12 protein-coding genes are annotated in these 17075 nt (G+C 68.9%); 9 read left to right on the plus strand and 3 right to left on the minus strand.

Annotated features, from left to right (window positions below; all coding sequences use genetic code 11):
- Positions 1-3 precede the first annotated feature (3 nt).
- From ENSA7_RS10885 to ENSA7_RS10900, 4 genes are all read left to right on the plus strand, one after another.
- Positions 4-1485, plus strand: a complete 1482-nt coding sequence (locus ENSA7_RS10885; RefSeq protein WP_181233629.1) for an efflux RND transporter periplasmic adaptor subunit — start codon at positions 4-6, stop codon at positions 1483-1485.
- Complete coding sequence (locus ENSA7_RS10890) at positions 1485-3662, plus strand: peptidase domain-containing ABC transporter (RefSeq protein ID WP_106089165.1); 2178 nt, start codon at positions 1485-1487, stop codon at positions 3660-3662. Before ENSA7_RS10885 ends, ENSA7_RS10890 begins: the two co-directional genes overlap by 1 nt.
- Positions 3659-4600, plus strand: coding sequence for an efflux RND transporter periplasmic adaptor subunit (locus ENSA7_RS10895; protein ID WP_106089166.1), 942 nt, complete (start codon positions 3659-3661; stop codon positions 4598-4600). Before ENSA7_RS10890 ends, ENSA7_RS10895 begins: the two co-directional genes overlap by 4 nt.
- Positions 4601-4677: 77 nt before the next feature.
- Positions 4678-5475, plus strand: coding sequence for a M14 family metallopeptidase (locus ENSA7_RS10900; protein WP_106089167.1), 798 nt, complete (start codon positions 4678-4680; stop codon positions 5473-5475).
- Positions 5476-5619: 144 nt separating this feature from the next.
- On the opposite strand, the gene ENSA7_RS10905 is transcribed toward ENSA7_RS10900, so the two are convergent.
- On the minus strand, positions 5620-6450 hold the full coding sequence (locus ENSA7_RS10905; RefSeq protein WP_106089168.1) for a peroxiredoxin-like family protein: 831 nt from the start codon (positions 6448-6450) through the stop codon (positions 5620-5622).
- 219 nt (positions 6451-6669) lie between these two features.
- Here ENSA7_RS10905 and ENSA7_RS10910 point away from each other — a divergent pair, with 219 nt between their 5' ends.
- From ENSA7_RS10910 to ENSA7_RS10920, 3 genes are read left to right on the plus strand one after another with little or no spacing between them, the layout of a single operon-like run.
- Positions 6670-8883, plus strand: a complete 2214-nt coding sequence (locus tag ENSA7_RS10910; RefSeq protein ID WP_244923771.1) for a xanthine dehydrogenase family protein molybdopterin-binding subunit — start codon at positions 6670-6672, stop codon at positions 8881-8883.
- The gene (locus tag ENSA7_RS10915; protein ID WP_106089170.1) at positions 8880-9338 is read left to right on the plus strand and encodes a (2Fe-2S)-binding protein; all 459 of its coding nucleotides are present in this window, start codon (positions 8880-8882) and stop codon (positions 9336-9338) included. Before ENSA7_RS10910 ends, ENSA7_RS10915 begins: the two co-directional genes overlap by 4 nt.
- Entirely contained in the window at positions 9335-9973 is a 639-nt protein-coding gene (locus ENSA7_RS10920) for an Isoquinoline 1-oxidoreductase subunit (RefSeq protein ID WP_106089171.1), read from the plus strand. Before ENSA7_RS10915 ends, ENSA7_RS10920 begins: the two co-directional genes overlap by 4 nt.
- A 46-nt stretch (positions 9974-10019) precedes the next feature.
- On the opposite strand, the gene ENSA7_RS10925 is transcribed toward ENSA7_RS10920, so the two are convergent.
- Positions 10020-13100 (minus strand): efflux RND transporter permease subunit, encoded by a 3081-nt coding sequence (locus tag ENSA7_RS10925; RefSeq protein ID WP_106089172.1) that lies wholly within the window; start codon positions 13098-13100, stop codon positions 10020-10022.
- On the minus strand, positions 13097-14314 hold the full coding sequence (locus ENSA7_RS10930; RefSeq protein WP_106089174.1) for an efflux RND transporter periplasmic adaptor subunit: 1218 nt from the start codon (positions 14312-14314) through the stop codon (positions 13097-13099). Before ENSA7_RS10930 ends, ENSA7_RS10925 begins: the two co-directional genes overlap by 4 nt.
- 544 nt (positions 14315-14858) lie before the next feature.
- Here ENSA7_RS10930 and ENSA7_RS10935 point away from each other — a divergent pair.
- Both ENSA7_RS10935 and ENSA7_RS10940 read left to right on the plus strand, forming a co-directional pair.
- Entirely contained in the window at positions 14859-16181 is a 1323-nt protein-coding gene (locus ENSA7_RS10935) for a hypothetical protein (RefSeq protein ID WP_106089175.1), read from the plus strand.
- A 71-nt stretch (positions 16182-16252) separates the two neighbouring features.
- On the plus strand, positions 16253-17071 hold the full coding sequence (locus ENSA7_RS10940) for a helix-turn-helix transcriptional regulator (protein ID WP_146157570.1): 819 nt from the start codon (positions 16253-16255) through the stop codon (positions 17069-17071).
- Positions 17072-17075: the final 4 nt, after the last annotated feature.

Raw genomic sequence — 17075 nt, forward strand, 5'->3', positions numbered from 1 at the left:
GCGATGCCCTGGAATTTGGAGACAGACCCCGACTACGCCCGAGCAATGCTCGCGATGTTGCGCGCGTCAGCGACGACTGACAATCCGGCTGACCTGACGCGCATCGTCGAAGAATTTGCGATGGACTGGATCGGCGATCGGGCGTTCCTGCGCTTTCACGACGCCACCGACAGCACGCTGTGGTCGGCCGTCGACGACGAATATGGTGTCGAGGCCTGCCGCGGGCTGGCTGGCGCCGCGCTGCTCGGGCTCGAGCTGATCACCACGGCTAACTGTGGGCGAGAGCCCGCCTACGAGGCGAGCGTCGACGATCCTCGCGGCGCGGGCGACGAGCGGATCGCTGCGATCGCGCTCGCGGCTGCGACCGTGACTCCGGCGAGCCCCGATCGCAGCGCGCACGCGGTCCTCATCGTGATCCGCGAGGCCGCGCGCGAGCCGTTCGATGCCCGCGCGGGCGGCCGGATCGTCGCGCTCGCCCATCGCCTGTCGCCGCTGCTCGACCAGCTGGCGCTCGCGGCCGTGCTGAACGCCAGCGCGACGCTCGAGCTCGGGGCCGAGGACGACGACCCCACCTTTTTGTATCGCGCCGAGGCCCTCGAGGCCTACCGCGGCAGCCACAGTCAGGGTCCGGTGCTGCGCTTGGCGTCGCCCTGGCTCGGCGCCGTGTATCGAGCCGTCGTTGGCCTCGTCATCGTCAGCCTCGCGTACCTGTGTCTGGTCGACGTTGGCGAGTACAGCGGAGGCCCAGCCCTGATTCGGCTCGGCGGTCGCACCCAGATCACGGCGCTGACCGACGCGAGCGTGGTCGAGGTGATGGTCTCGCCCAACGACCGAGTCGAGGCGGGCCAGCAGTTGATCCGGCTCCATGATGTCGACGACGCGTCCGAGTCCGAGCGGCTCGAGCAAGAGTTCGAGCTGCAGCTTCGCAACCTCTTGCGCGACCCGGGCGACGCTGCGGCCCAACGCGCGGTCACGACTCTCCGGGCCGAGCGTGAACGTACGGCCTGGCGCTTGCGCGAGCACCTTATCCGCGCGCCAACGGCCGGCGTGGTCCGAGATATTCGTGCCCGGCCGGGGCAGGCGCTGGCAGCTGGCGAGGTGCTGCTCACGATCGCCAGCGAGGAGTCCAACCCACACGTGCTGGCGCTGTTGCCCGGCGACGATCGTCCACGCATCGAGGTGGGGATGACCCTGGTGTTCGAGATTGACGGCTATCGGGACGCCGACCGAGCCCTGCGCATCGAGCATGTCTACGAAGATGTCGTGGGTCCGGCCGAGGCCCTGCGCGTGCTGGGCCCGGAGGTCGCGGGCGACATGGTCATCACCGGGCCGGTGGTGTTGGTCCGCGCCGCGCTTTCGAGTGAAAAGTTCGAGTCGAAGGACACCCAGTTCCGCTACCACGACGGCATGCGCGGGCGCGCGGAGATCGAGGTTCGCTCGACGAGCGTCCTCGAGGCGCTGATCCCCAGCCTGGAGGAGCTGTAGTGGCCCGACCCAGCCGGCGAATCCCCGTCGTCCGCCAGCTGCAAGCCGGCGATTGCTCGGCGGCCTGCCTGAGCATGGTGCTCGCACACTACGGGCGGCGGGTGCCGTTGGCCACGGTGCAAGAGGCCGTCGGGATCGGCCGCGACGGCGCGGACGCGGCCGCGATCTTGCGGGCGGGCGAGCTCTTGGGCCTGCGTGGTCGGGGCCTACGGGTCGACCTCGACGACCTACAATTGCTGCCGGCCGGGGCGATCCTTCACTGGGGCTTCAATCACTTCGTCGTGTTCGAGCGGGTCGGCGCGCGCGGGATCGAGATCGTCGATCCAGCCTTTGGTCGGCGCACGATCTCGCCGGCTCGCTTCGGCCGGTCGTTCACCGGCATCGCGCTCGCGCTCGAGCCCGGGGACAGCTTTGGCGGCAAGCCAGATCACGCTCCGGCCCCGCCGAGTCAGCTGTGGGCGCACCTGCGAAAGTTCGCGATGCAGCCACAAGCGGTGACCCGGATCGCCGTGACGTCGCTGATGCTCCGGCTGTTCGCGCTCTCGCTGCCGCTGCTGACCGGCTTTGTGGTCGACCGCGTGGTGCCGCGCAGCGACATGGACATGCTGCTCGCGGTCGCGGGTGGGCTGCTGATCATGGTCCTGTTCCAGGTCGCCTCGACGCTGATCCGCGGGCACATGCTCTTGCACCTGCGCGGCCGGCTGGACCTCGAGATGAGCCTCGGGTTTCTCGACCACCTGACCTCGCTCCCCTTTGATTTTTTCCAGCGCCGCTCGGCTGGCGACCTGATGATGCGCGTGAACAGCCACGCGACGATCCGCGAGATCCTGACCGCGAGCACGCTGTCGGCGTTGCTCGACGGGCCGTTCGTGCTCGCCTATTTGGTGATCATCTTGATCGCCAGCCCGACGCTGGGCGTGCTGGTCTTCGCGCTGGGGCTGGCCCAGCTGGTCGTGTTCGCGCTCAGTCGCGGGGGCTTGCGCGAATTGGCCGCGCAGGAGCTCGAGACGCGCGCACACGCCCAGAGCTTCCTGGTTCAGATGATCGGCGGAATTGAGACGCTCAAGGCCCAAGGGGCCGAGCGCGCCGCGGTCGAGCGCTGGTCCAACCTGTTTGTCGACGAGGTCAACGTGTCGCTCGAGCGTGGTCGGCTAACGGTCCTGACCGACGCGCTACGCAGCGGGTTTGCGACGCTCGCCCCGCTCACGGTGCTCACGACTGGGGCGGTGTTGGTCATGAACGACAGCTTGAGCCTCGGCGCGATGCTGGCACTCGCCGCGCTGTGTGCCAGCTTCCTCGGGCCACTCGACATGCTGGTCGAGACCGCGTTGCAGATCCAGCTGTTGCGGGGCTACGTCGATCGGATCGACGACGTGCTCGCGGCCGAGCCCGAGCCTCGGGTCCGCGCGGGATCGGGGCCAGGGCAGCTCGAGGGGCCTCGTCCGTGCCCGCGCTTGGCGGGGCGCATCGAGCTGTCTGGAGTCTGCTTCAGCTACGACGCTGGCGACGTCCCCGTGCTCACGGACATCAACGTCGAGATCGCTGCAGGTCAATGTGTAGCGATCGTCGGCAGCTCGGGCTCGGGCAAGTCGACCCTCGCCAAGCTCATCTTGGGCCTGTATCGACCGAGCTCGGGCAGCATTCGCTATGATGGGCAAGAGCTGTCGCAGCTCGATCCCCGCGGCTTGCGTCGGCAGCTCGGGATCGTCATGCAAAAGCCTCATCTGTTTGGTGGCTCGATCCGCAGCAACATCGGGTTGGGATCGCCCGGCGCCGGTCGAGAGCGGATCATTCAGGCCGCTCGCGAAGCTGGTATTCATGAGGTCATCAACGCCATGCCGATGGCCTACGAGACCCTCGTTGGAGATGACGGTGACGCCTTGTCTGGCGGCGAGCGTCAGCGGGTGGCGCTCGCGCGGGCGCTGGTCGGAGATCCGGCGATCCTGCTGTTCGACGAGGCCACCAGCGCCCTCGACACCGCGACCGAGCACGCGATCATGGCGAGGCTTCAGACACGGGCGTGCACTCGGATCGTGATCGCCCACCGGCTCAGCACCGTCGCTCAGGCCGACATGATCTTGGTCATGGAGGGCGGTCGGATCATCGAGCGTGGCGCCCATGACGAGCTGCTCCGCGCTCGCGGGCGCTACTTCTCGCTGGTCGAGGCGCAGTCGTGAACGTACTGCGCCAGATCACGCGGGGGGGCACGCTGGGGTGGATGTCGATGTGCATGCTTGGCTGTGGTCTGTCGCGCGCTCAAGACCAGCCGATGCTCGACAGCACCGAGGCTGCGCGCACCAGCGAGCTGAGCGAGGCTGCGACCACGGACGCGCCCCCCGAGAAATTTCATGTCGGCGTGATCATTGCGCGCGAAGCCATCGACTTGTCGGCCGAGATCAGCGGTACGCTCACAGGCACCCAGCTGCCGATCGGGACCCGCGTCGAGGCTGGCACGCTGCTCGCCCAGGTCGAGGTTGCGGGCCTCGACGCGCAGTTCGAGGCCGCCCAGGCCGCCCTCCAAGCCCACAGCGCTGACCTGGCGCAGCGTCGGCTCTCGGCCACCGACGCGCAGCGTCAGGATCTGCGCGAGACGGCGCTGGCTGACGCTGGCATCAGCCCCGAGGGTGAGCGTGAGCGCGCCCGGCTCGAGCTCGAGCTGGCGAAGGCCAACCGGCGCAAGGCCGCGGCCGAGCTGCGCCAGGGGAAAGCGGCCCTGACCGGGCTGCGAGCCAAGCGTGAGAGCGGTCAGCTGGTCGCGCCCTTTACCGGCAAGATCTCCAGCTGGTACCGAGCCGAGGGAGAGCTGGTGCAGGTCGGGGACGTCGTCGTGCGTGTCACCGCCGTCGACGACCTCTGGGTCCGGTTCGCCGTGCCGATCGCGGATCTCGGTGATGTCGCGCCAGGGGACGCCATCACGGTCTCCCTGATGCCCCGCGGCGAGCGGGTGGCAGGTATCATCCAACACTTGGCGCCCGAGCTCGACCTCTCGTCTCAGATGATCTTCGTGGAGGCGCAGCTGCAGCGCACGGACCTGGTCGACGCGCCCGAGTTAATGGTTGGACAGGGTTGTCATGTGAGTATCGTGGCGCCTGCCGGACCCGAGCGAGACCGATGAACTCACGAATTTATCCACTGGTCCTCTCTGCATCCATGCTCGCTTGCTCGCCGGCCGAAGCGCCGACGGCCCCGCCCGTGAGCGCAGCCCCAGCGCCGCCGTCGATCGACTGCGGCCGGTCGATCGATGGCGCACGCGCGCTCACCCGAGCCGGCGCGTTGATCCTGTTTGGTGAGATTCACGGCACCCACGAAGTCGCCGAGTTTGTCGGCGGGTTCGTGTGTCAGGGCTTGGCGACGGGGGTCGAGGTGCGCTTGGGGTTGGAGGTGCCGGCTGCGCAGAACGACGCGGTGCAGCGCTACTTGGCGAGCAGCGGCCTCGAGTCCGATCGCGCCGCGCTGCTGGCTGGCGCCCACTGGCAGCGCGAGGACCAGGACGGTCGAAGCAGCGTGGCCATGGGGGCGCTGCTCGAGCGCGCCCGCCAGTGGCGAGCAGGTGGGCTCCCGATCGCGGTGTTTCCCTTCGACGTCGACGGCGAGCACGCGTGGAATGAGCGTGACGCGGCCATGGCTGCGCGGATCCTCGCCGAGACCCAGGCACATCCAGACGCGCTGGTCGTCACGCTCTCTGGCAACCTGCACAACCGCACGGTCCAGGGCCTCCCCTGGGATTCCGAGGCGCGCCCGATGGGCATGTCGATCCACGCCGCCCGGCCCGACGCCCTGAGCCTCGACCTTCGCCACCATGGCGGGAGCGCGTGGATCTGCATGTCCGACGGCTGTGGAGCGACCGAGCTGTCTGGCGCGGTTGAAGGCCCCGCCTGGGCGATCGAGCGGTGGTCGGTCGCCGATGAGTTCGGCTACGGCGGCGCATTTTGGGTAGACTCGATCACGGCCGCGGCCCCGGCGGTCATGGATCTGGCGCCCGCGCCCTGACCCATGCGGCCGAATCGGCCGGGTCACTCGGCCGCCACATTTGCCGCGGGACGCGAGCGTCAGCAACGAGAGCGCGGGAAGCCGCGAGAGTAGACGAGGCGTCGGCGGTAGAGATCGCAGCCGAAACCAGCCGCCCGCGCCGTATCAGCCGGGCGGGTGCTCGGCGCCCGCGAGCGCCCGAACCTGGGCCACGACCTCGCTCGGCTCGGCGCGCTTTTTATAATCAGCATCGAGAAACGCCCAGGCGACCTTGCCGTCCTGCCCGATCACGTAGGTCGCCGCCAGCGGCAAGCTATTGCTCGTATCGCCGTTGCGCGTATTGAGCGAGAACTTCTCATTGTACATCTTGGCCAGATCCGGCGGGAGCTCGAACACAATCTCGAACTGCTTGGCGACCGCGTTGCCGACGTCGCTGAGGACCTGATACTCGAGCTCGTTCTTTTGCTGGGTATCGAGCGAGTTGTCGGGCAGCTCTGGGCTGATCGCAACGAGCGTACCACCAGCCTCGGTGATCTGTTTACCGGCCGCTGCATAGCCGGCGAGGGTGAGGTTGCAGTAGGGGCACCAACCACCGCGATACCACAGGACCGCGACCGGCCCCTTCTCGAGCAGCTTGGCGAGGCTGACCTGCTCGCCCGCCGCGTTGGGCAAGGTGAAGGTGGGCGCGACATCACCCACGTTGATCGCTCGCTCGAGAATGTCTGACGCCGCGAGCTGATCCTCGGCCGCCTGCATGATCGCGGCCGCCTCTGGCGAGCGCTTGGCGCTCGATGCCGTGGCACGATCCGCCAACACCGCGGCCAATTTGGGCTCCTCCGGTTGCACGGCCTCGACCGGCTCGGTCTTCACAGCTTCCGCCTTCTTCACCTCAGCTGCCGGTTTGTCCTGCTTGGCGGCGCTATCACAGCCGCTCGCGAGCACGCTCGCGCCAACCATCAGGGACATCAAGGACAGACGAACGCGAGCACTGGGCATGGCCCACACATACGCAGCTCCGCCCGTACCGTTACCGCTTAATTTGCGCCGCCGAGTGCAGGACCTCGCGGCCGGACCAGCAGTGCGCGAGCGCAGTCTTTGCTTTGACCCCCTCGATTTAATCGGTCAGCTTCGTCCCGTATGAGCGAGACGACAAAGACGCGCACAGGTGTGGGACGGCGTAACTTTCTCGTCACGTCCGCTTCGCTGATCCTTGGCTTGACTCTCGGCGGTAGGAATGCAGCGGCTGGTGGGAGCCCGCTGACCAAGGTCCGAGGCGGCGACGCCAGCCCCGATCTCTTCATCGAGATCCGCGCCGACGAGACCGTGGAGATCACGTGCCACCGCTCGGAGATGGGCCAGCAGGTCTGGACAGCGATGGCACAGATCATCGCCGAAGAGCTCGAGGCCGACTGGGAGCGCGTGCGCGTCGTGCAGGCCGTGGGGCACCCACGCTACGGGGATCAGAACACCGATGGCTCGCGGTCGGTCCGCTATAATTTCCACCGGCTCCGTGTCGCGGGCGGTGCGCTTCGCACGATGCTCGAGCGCACCGCGGCAAAACGGTGGAAGGTCGCCCCATCCTCGTGTCGCGCCGTGCTGGGCAAGGTCACCCATCCGGCGACGAACCGCTCGATCAGCTTTGGCGAGCTGGCGGCCGATGCACGCGCGCAGCCGATCCCCACCGAGGGCGAGATCGTCCTCAAGAAGCGCGCAGACTGGCGCTACATCACCAAGCCGGTGAAGTCGCTCACGGTGCCACGGATCGTGCGAGGCGAGGGGACCTTCGGCATGGACGTTCAGCTGCCGGACATGCTCGTCGCGGTCATCGCACGACCGCCTCGGGTGTTCGGCAAGCTAAAGCGCGTCGATGACAGCCAAACCCAGCTGGTGAGCGGCGTGGTCGAGACGGTCGTGCTCGACACGCCGACACCGCCGGCGCACTTTCAGCCGCTCGGCGGGGTCGCGGTGGTGGCCCGCAACACCTGGGCCGCGCTCCAGGGCCGGAAGCTGCTCGAGCTGGAGTGGGAGGCAGGGCCCAACGCGAGCTACGACTCCGAGACCTACGCGCAGGAGCTGATGGCCAAGGTGCGCGAACCAGGCGAGGTGCGACGCAAACGTGGAGACGTCGCGGCGGCGCTCGAGAGCGCGGCTGAGCGGGTCGCGGCGGAGTACTACGTCCCGCATCTCGCCCACTCGCCGATCGAGCCGCCAGTCGCCACGGCCAAGTGGGACGGCGATGAGGTCACCTGCTGGGCCTGCGTGCAGGCGCCCCAGGCGGCGCGCAAGGCCGTGGCGCGGGTCTGCGAGATCCCCGAGGACAACGTGACGATCAACGTGACTTGGCTCGGGGGCGGCTTCGGGCGCAAGTCGAAGCCAGACTTCGTGGCCGAGGCCGCCGTGGTTGCCCGCGCCGTCCAGGCGCCGGTCAAGCTGGTGTGGACGCGCGAGGACGACCTGACGCACGGCTACTACCACGCCGTGAGCGCCCAGCGGCTCGAAGCGGGGCTCGACGCCGAGGGGCGCTGTGTCGCCTTTCTCCATCGCACCGCGTTCCCGGTGATCGACTCGACCTTCGAGGCGGGGGCCGATCAGCCGAGTTGGGGCGAGCTTCGCCTTGGCGCCTCGGACACGCCATTCGCTGTCCCCAACCTGCAGCTCGAGACGGGTCGCGCTGACGCGCACCTGCGGATCGGGTGGTTGCGATCGGTCTGCAACATCTACCACGCGTTCGCTGTGCAGAGCTTCGTCGCCGAGCTCGCGCACGCGGCGAGGCGTGATCCCAAGGACTACCTGCTCACGCTGATCGGACCGCCGCGTCACGTCGATCCAAACAAAGAGGGGGCCGAGTACGACAACTACGGCAGCTCGCTCGACGACTACCCGATCGACACGGCCCGCCTGGCCGCGGTGACCACCACCGCCGCGGCGATGGCCAACTGGGCTCGCCCGCTGCCGAACGGTCACGGCTTGGGGATCGCCGCCCACCGCTCGTTCACCACCTACGTCGCCACCGTCGTCGAGGTCGCGGTCGACGAGGAGGGCCGTCTCGCGATCGTCGGCGTGTGGTCGGCGATGGACGCCGGCACGGTCGTCAACACCAACCACGCCAGGACGCAGCTCGAGGGCGGCACGCTGTTCGGCCTGTCGAACGCGCTCTACGGAGAGATCACCGCCAAGCAGGGGATCGTCGAGCAGCACAACTTTCCCGCCTGGCGGGTGATGCGAATGAACGAGGCACCCCGACACATGGAAACGACGATCATTGAATCCGACGCGCCCCCCGGGGGCATCGGTGAGCCGCCCACGCCGCCGGCCGCCCCGGCGTTGACCAACGCCATCTTCGCGGCGTGTGGCCTTCGGATCCGGCGACTGCCCATCTTTGGACCCGATCGCCGCGACCGTCTCGCGGTGAAGGGAGTCAAGCAATGAAGCTCACCATCGAGGTCAACGGCGACCGCCACGATGTCGACGTCGATCCAGAGACGCCGCTTTTGTGGGTGCTGCGTGATGAGCTGCGTCTCACCGGCACCAAGTACGGCTGCGGCGTGGCCCAGTGCGGCGCCTGTACGGTGCACGTCGACGGCCGGCCCCGCCGCGCCTGCGTTACGCCGGTGCGCTCGGTCGTCGACAAGCGCGTGACCACCATCGAGGGCGTCTCCGGGCCAACGGCCGACGCCGTGCGCAACGCATGGGTGTCGATCGACGTGCCCCAATGTGGCTACTGTCAATCGGGGCAGATCATGACCGCCGTGGCGCTGCTGACGAAGCTGCGGCGTCCGAGCGACGACGACATCGATCACGCCATGAGTGGCAACATCTGCCGTTGCGCCACCTATCTTCGGATTCGTCGCGCGATCCACCAGGCCGCCGGAGACGCGAAATGAAGTCCTACTCGCGCAACTTGTGGGCCGCAGCCAGCCTGTGCGTCGCGATCGGCTTGGGATGCGTCGTCAGCTGCCAGCACTCGCGTCCACCCACCAGCGAGCCGACCTGGCTGCCCGCCGATCGCGGGCTGCGTTCGGTGGCCGAGTTCGCGGTCATCGCCGATCCTGATGAGCGCTCACGCGCCCTGTTCCTCGAGGTGGCCAAGGTCCTCCAACACGACCGCTGTGTGAACTGCCACCCCGCAGGCGAGCGCCCGCTGCAGGGCTCCGGTGCGCCCCACCAGCCCCTGGTCGTTCGCGGCGAGGACGGCTTCGGTGCTCCGGCGCTCGGCTGTGACACCTGCCACGGCGAGTCGAGCTACCTCAACATGCCCGGCAGCCCGCACTGGCAGCTGGCGCCGCTCGAGATGGCGTGGGAAGCCAAGTCGGCACGCGCGATCTGTCAGCAGATCCAAGATCCCCAGCGCAACGGCGGCAAGTCTCCCGCAGAGCTCGCCGATCACGTGGCACACGACGAGCTCGTCGGCTACGGCTGGGCGCCGCCGGCCCACCTCGAGCCAGCCCCTGGCAACCAGCGCTTGCTCGGGCAGCTGTTCCAGGCCTGGCTCGACAGCGGCGCCGTCTGCCCCGAGTGACGGCGCGCTGGCTCGGGCCGGCTGATCTTCGGCTTGGGAGCTCGGCTCAGTCTTCGCGCTCGCGGTGGACGAGGGTGAACACGGCCGGGATCAGCACCAAGGTCAGCAGCGTCGAAGCCACGAGCCCGCCGAGCACAGCCCGAGCCATCGGCGCCTGGGCGTCAGCCCCCTCACCGATCCCCAGCCCGAGCGGCAGCAGGGCCAGCACGGTCGTCAGCGTCGTCATCAGAATCGGCCGCAGCCGCCTGCGCCCAGCCAGGGCCGCCGCCTGCACGCCCGCGAGCCCCTCTTCGTCCTGCAGCCGCCGGGCCTGATCCACGAGCAGGATCGCGTTGTTGACGACGATCCCACCGAGCATGATGCAGCCGATGTACGACTGAACGTTGAGCGTCGTGTTGGTCACCGACAGCACCGCGAGCACGCCGATCGCCGCGACCGGGACCGAGAGCATGACGATCAGCGGATCCCGGAGCGACTCGTACTGCGCGGCCAGGACCATGTACACGAGCAGCAGCGCGAGCAACAGCGAGACCAGCAGCTCGTTGAAGGCCTCTTGCTGCTCCTCGAAGCTACCGGCGACCACGAAGTCGTAGCCGACCGGGCGCGGGATCTCGGCCAGCTGGGTCTCGACGTCGGCGGCCACGGAGCCGAGGTCGCGGCCCGCGACGTTGGCGGTGATCCTGACCAGGCGCTGCTGGTCCTTGCGCTCGATCACGATCGGCCCGAGCCCCGGCGAGGAGGTGACGACGTTGCGCAGGGCGACCTCCTCGCCTGCGGGCGTGCGGAGCGTGAGGTCGAGGATCTCCGATAGCGGCAGGTGCTCGGCCTCGGCGAGCTGGATCAGGATCCGATAGGAGTAGCCGCCGACCCGGTACTCGCCGGCCTGGGCCCCGGCGACGGCGGTCTCGAGGGCGACGGCGATGTCCCGGGGGCTCAGTCCGAGGCTCGCGGCCTTGGCTCGATCGACCTCGATCGTCGCCTGCGGGATCCCGGCCTCGCGGCTGAGATCGACGTCGGTGATGCCGGGGACCTCGGCGATGACCTCGGCTGCGCGCCGACCGAGGCGATCGAGGGTCTCGAGCTCGAAGCCGCGAACCTCGACGACGAGGCCCTCGTCGCCGCCGAGTACACGCTCGAGCAAAAATTGGCCCTGCGGCGCCCGAGTTCGGATCTCCATGCCCGGGACCTTGGCTCGAAGCTGCTCGCGCAGCTCGGCCGCGATCTCGACGTTCGAGCGCTCACGCTCGGCGGCCGGCGTCAGAGTCAGCCGCAGCTCGCCTCGAAACGACTCGCTCGGATTGCGCGAGGCGGCCTCGGCCACGCTGACCACCGAGGACATGGTCTCGGGCACCTGCGGGTAGACGTGAGACTCGAGCAGCCGGGTCTGGCGGTCGACGAGCGCGAGCTTGCTGCCAACCGGCATCTCGCCGGTGACCCGGACCTCGCCCTCGTCGCTGGGCGGCATGAACTCGGTCCCGATCGTCGGCAGCAGCAGCAAGCTGGCCGCGAGCGCGACCGCGGCCGTGATGATCGTCGCCGCCCGGTGCCGCAAGGCGCCGTCGAGCAGCCGGCCGTAGCGCTCGTCGAGGCTGGCGAAGGCCCGATCCGCACCCGCCGCGAGCTCGCCGACCCAGCCCGGCCGCCGACCCTCGGCCCGCGGCCGCAGCAGCTTGGCCGCGAGCATCGGGACCACGCTGAGCGAGATCAGCAGCGAGCAGGCCAGCGCGAACGCGACGACCAGCGCGAGATCCTCGAACAGCACACCAGAGACCCCGCCGACGAACGCCAGCGGGAGGAAGATGACCAGGGTCGTGACCGTGCTCGCGACGATCGCCGGTCCGACCTCGGCGGTCCCGGCCACGGCGGCCGCGGCGATGTCCTCGCCGAGCTCGTCGCGACGGCGAAAGATGTTCTCGAGCACCACGATCGAGTTGTCGACCATCATGCCCACGCCCAAAGCGAGGCCGCCAAGGGTCATGAGGTTGATGGTGAGGCCCGTGAAGTAGATCAGGGCGAACGTTGCGATCAGCGAGATCGGGATCGCCAGGGCGATGACCGCGGTGCTCCGAAGGTTGCGCAGGAAGAACAGCAGCACGACGATCGCCAGCGCGCCGCCGTAGAGGACCGAGCGGGCGACGTTGGCGATCGAGCGCTCGATGAAGTTGCCCTGGTTGATGACCGGGACGACCTCGATCTGCGGGTAGTCGCGGTTGATCGCCTCGACCTCGGCGAGCACCCGCGCGGAGACCTCGACGGTGTTGGCGTCGGACTGCTTGCGGATCGCCAGCCGCAGTCCCTGGGCGCCGTTGACCCGCGCGAGGCGCTCGAGCTTCTCGTAGGTGTCGCGGACCTCGGCGATCTGCCGCAGCTCGACGGCCGCGCCGCCGCGCACGGCCACGACCGTCGAGCGAATCTGCTCGAGGTTGCGAAACTGGGCCGGCGCGCGCACGGTCACCGCCTCCTGACCGCGCTCGATCTTGCCGGCTGGGAGGTCGAGGTTGGCGTCGATCAGCGCCTGGCGGATCTGGTCGAGCGGGATGCCCAGCGCCCGGAGCCGGGCCGGATCGAGCTCGACCCGAACCTCGCGCGCGTACTCGCCCCAGGGGTCGACCTGGGCGACGCCGGGGATCTGGGAGAAGCGATGGCGGAGCTGCTCGTCGACCAGGGTCGTGAGCTCGATCGGGTCGAGCTGGCTGGAGATGCCCAGGATCACGACCGGGAAGCTGCCGACGTCGAACTTGCTGACCCGCGGGCGGACGATGTCGTCGGGCAGCTCGTTGATCTCGTCCTCGAGCTTGGCGTTGACGTCGATCGCGGCCATGTCGACGTCGATGCCCCAGCCGAAGGTGACCTTGACGCTGCTGTCGCCCTCGGACGAGGTCGACTCGAGGTCCTCGACGCCGGGCACGGTCGCGACGATCTCCTCGATGATCGTCGTGACCCGCTGCTCCATGACCTCGGGGCTGGCCCCGTCGTACTCGGTCCGGATCGTGACCGTGGGCAGCTCGATCTCGGGGAGCAGATCGATCTGCAGGCGGCTGAGCGAGACGCCGCCGAGGACCAGCACGATGAGCGTCAGCATCATCGTGAGCACTGGCCGCTCGACGCTGACTCGGGCGATCTTCAAGACGGGCCCCCCTCGGACATGCGCCGCTCGGGGACCACGACCGCCGAGCCGTCGACGAGCTGCTGCTGCCCGAGGGTGATCACGCGGCCGGTGATCGGCGCGCCGTCGATGGCCTTCACGGCCACGCGCTCGCCCTCGCGGACGCCGACCTCGACGGCCCGCAGCGCGACCGTCTCGCCGGCCTCGCCGAGCACGAAGATCACGACCTCGTCGTTGCGCTCGACGAGCGCCGAGGCCGGTACGATCGTGGCTTGCGGCACGCGCTCGAGCACCGCCCCGGCGCGCACGAACATGCCCGGCTTGAGCCGACCGTCGCTGTTGGGCACGCGCATCTCGACCCGGGCCTGGCGCGTCTGCTCGCGGAACACCGGCGCGATCCGGCTGATCTCACCCGCGAAGGTCTCGCCAGGGTACGCGTCGGCGCGCAGGGTCACCGGTATGCCCGGCGCGAGCTCGGCGTAGTCGACCTCGGTCACGAACACCACGACGATCACGGGATCGAGGTCGACGATCGTCAGCAGCGGCGCGTTGGCAGCGAGCAGCCCGCCCTCGTCGGCGAACCGGGCCGCGACCAGGCGCCGCTCGTCGGCCTCGCGCCCCTCGGCCTCGCTCCACTGCACGGTGACCTCCGTGTAGCCGCGGCGGATCTGCGCGGCCTTGAAGACCGCCTGGGCCCGAACCACCTCGGCCTCGGCGACCTCGAGCGCGGCCTCGGCCTCGACCTTGGCCGCCCGCGCGGTGTCGAGCTCCTGCTCGGAGCTGATGTCGCGCCCGCGCAGGCCCTCGATCCGGCCAAAGGTGCGCCGGGCCAGCGCGGCGACCTTCTCGGCCGCGCTCGCCCGGGCCCGGGCGACGACGAGATCCGCGCGCGCCTCGGCCTCGGCCTGACGCAGCTCTTCGTCGTCGAGCACGGCCACGACCTGCCCGCGGGTCACCAGATCGCCGAGGTCGACGTTGATCTGCTCGATCCGCCCGCCGACCTTGGGCGCGACGGTGAACTCGGCCGCGGCCTCGAGCGTGCCCGTGAACTCGCGCCGCCGCTCGATCGGCCCCTGCTCGACGGCCGCGGCCTCGACGGGAACCGGGCCGCTGTCCGCGGCCGCGCCGATCTGCTCGTCGGGGAACACCCACACGCGCAGGGCGACGCCACCGGCGATCAGGGAGGCGGCGACCAGCGCCGCGATGCCCCATGTCTTGGCCTTGCTCACGCTCATGCTTCGCTAGCAGCAGGGTAGCAGCCCCGAGACCCGCCGCTCCACGTGCGGAATGGGCGTCGGCCACCAGCCCGGGTTGTGCGCGTGGGCGTGCGGTACCGGCTCGATCCGCGATCCGCGGGTTGCGGCCGGCGGAGCCGAGGTCGCGGTCGAGGCCGGTGGCGCACGGGTCCGCCGCGTGCTCGACGGCCTCACGCCGGGAATGGTTGCGAGCGCCGTCGAACCGAGGACACGCGCTTCACCTTCTTCGAGCCGGCCCGCGTCGACCGAGCTGTGCTGTGCACAACGTCGCGGGCGCTCACTGCCTCGCTCGCGTGCGGCCCCAGGCAACTCGATCTGATCTACCGCCTTCGCCGGCCGAGTCGCCACGGATCGTGATAGCAATGGCGCGACTTTTCACGGTATGCTTTCAGCCCGGGCGAGGCTCCTCGCCCGCTTGCAGGCGCCATTCGTCGACTGGTTCACCTTGGGCAGCGATGTCGATAGGACCGAACTGGCGCGCAGCTCGATTGCGCCTGTGTGAGGTGCCATGATAATAGATGTCATGCGACGGTTCCTGGTGGCTGTGTGCGTCGTGCTTCTGACGACCTCGTGTGCGGGCACCATCGGTCGTGTGCTCGACGATCATCGCGGAACGGAGCAGTGGACCAGGTCCAGCGAGGCCTTCAAGACGATCATGCGCAAATACGTGCATGGCGACAACCATTCCTTCACCGACGCCGATCTCGACCAGCAGTTCGAGGACTATCTGACCCTGGGCCAAGCCGACGTCGATAAGTTCATCGAGGACCAGTCGTGCCTGCCCGCGGCCGGCTCGGGCCCGGCCCGCTACTACATGGCGAACGCGACCCACCAGCGCCACGACGCCTTCTATGCCAAGGATCAGGCCCGACCGATCACGGGCACGGGCGATGGCGGTCAGACCATGCACGCGACCTTCAGCGCCAACCTGCTGTTGGAGCGTCACGAGATCTCCCCAACCAGCTCGTTTCCAGCCCGGGCGGCGTACGACAACAATCAATTCCCCGACTGGGCGAGCATTGAGCGGGTCATGACGACGCGCGCGGCGTTCGACGAGACCTTCGCGCTGCGAGACAGCGCGCAGGCCGAGCAGGTGTTCAACCATACCCAGGGTATCGACTGGGCCAAGCAGGCGAGCGGTGAGCTCTACATCGCCCCCGAGCTCGTCAACGGCAAGATCTTCTCGCCGGCGTTGTTCGCCGTGTACCTGTTTCGGTCCGAGCCGAGCGCGGCCTTTTCCGTGTATCTGGTGATCTCGGCCAACGCCGCCGGGGAACCGCAATCGTCCCACGTCGGGCTGATCAACACGACGCGCGAGACGACGCGCGAGCGAGACTACGAGAGCTACACCGGCTTCGCGTTCACCTATATCTCGGCAAAGGACAACCTGCTCGACTACGAGCTGGTCATGGACGGCGAGGACCCCACCACGTTCGTCGTGTGGATCACCACCGCGTATCCCGACCACCCGGAGAGCCCGTACCTCACGGTCCGAACCGCGTTCTTGCCGGCGGTCTCCGAGCAGGCGATCGCCGCGTACAAGGATACGAAGGGCGTCAGCCTGATCATGATGCTCCGCAAAGGGGCGATCATGCGTGACCTCGTGGCGGGGTACTATCCAGACGCGCCCGAGCTGCAGCTGTGGGAAGACATCGGCGCGCTGAAGAACGATCCAACCTTCAAGGAGCGGCTCGAGTCCGCGGGCCTCACGGTCGCGGCCGGCCTGTTCGAAGCCAGCCTCTGGCTCGAGCGGCCCGTCGTCAGGCCGTCCGGCAGCGACGGGCCGCCCCAGTACGAGGTCGCCGACGGAGCCGCACAGCAGTGTGCGTCCGGCTCCGGGGGCTGAGCTGTGGGTGTTGGCGGCGTCATCTCGCCGATCGCTTGCATTGCGGTCGGCGAACAGGCAACCCGGAGGTGATGCGGATCGAGATCACGCGCGGGGCGGCATGGGAGTACGCGTGGGCGCGGCCAGAGGGGCTCAGGCCGTGGGTCGATCACCAGTGGGCGTTCCGAGGCCCGACCGTGAACCGGTTCAAGCGCGTGTTTCCAAACGGGTGTGTGGAGCTGATCATCAACTTCGCCGAGCCCTACCGAACCGACGGCTTCATTCACGACAGCGTCGTCGTCTCGGGGCTCTCCACTGCACCGCTCGTGATCGAGCAGCCGGCAGCGCAGGACGTGATCGCAGCACGGCTCACGCCAGCGGGGGCTCGGGCGCTGCTCGGGCTGCCGATGGAGGAGCTCGCGCATCGGCACGTGGCGCTCGGCGACCTCCTGGGCCCGGTCGCGAGCGAGCTGCGGGATCGATGCGCGGGCCTCGAGGTCGAGGATCGGCTGCGGCTGCTGGCCGCGTGGCTGCGAGCGCGCCTGCAGCCACACCCGCGCGACGCGGCGGCGTGGATGGTGGACGCGCTGGTCGAGAGCCGCGGCTGCGCGTCGATCGAGGCGCTGCGGAACCACGCGGGATTCTCGAAGCGGCGGGTGCTCGCGTCGTTCCGGGATCAGGTCGGGCTGACGCCGAAGCGCTATGCTCGGGTCTTGCGGTTTCGCCACGCGCTGACGACCTTGCAGGGCGTCGCGCCGGATACTCGGCTGATCGAGGTCGCGCACGCGGCCGGGTTCTACGACCAGGCGCACATGAACGCGGAGTTTCGGGCGCTCGGCGGAGTGACGCCCTCGACGTTCCTGCGGGCGCGGCACCCGGTCGGTGATGGGTCGACGGCCGCCGATCGCTGACGGA

The organism is Enhygromyxa salina, assembly GCF_002994635.1.
Lineage (GTDB): Bacteria > Myxococcota_A > Polyangia > Nannocystales > Nannocystaceae > Plesiocystis > Plesiocystis salina_B.